Raw genomic sequence first — 206 nt, 5'->3', positions numbered from 1 at the left:
GTGCACCGCGCACGACTACCGCGATCCGGGCAAGCCCCGCATCGCCTGGAACGATCAGCAGGCCCGCGCGGACCTGGTGGACGCCCTGGTCGGTGACGCGCTCAGGCTGCTGGGCCACCTGCCCGAGCGGCAACTCGGCGAGAAGGCCGCGAACGCGGTGGGCCTGCTGGCCCTGGTCGCCGGGCAGGACGTCGAGCCCGCCGACG

1 pseudogene is annotated in these 206 nt (G+C 74.8%); it reads left to right on the top strand.

Annotation, left to right across the window (positions count from 1 at the left end):
- A pseudogene (locus tag OO57_RS38265) lies at positions 1–206 on the top strand (IS5/IS1182 family transposase); the annotation flags it as partial.

The organism is Kitasatospora phosalacinea (assembly GCF_000717185.1).
GTDB lineage: Bacteria > Actinomycetota > Actinomycetes > Streptomycetales > Streptomycetaceae > Kitasatospora > Kitasatospora phosalacinea_A.
Note: the sequence above shows the minus strand (reverse complement) of the source record. Positions and strands in the feature narration are given on the sequence as shown.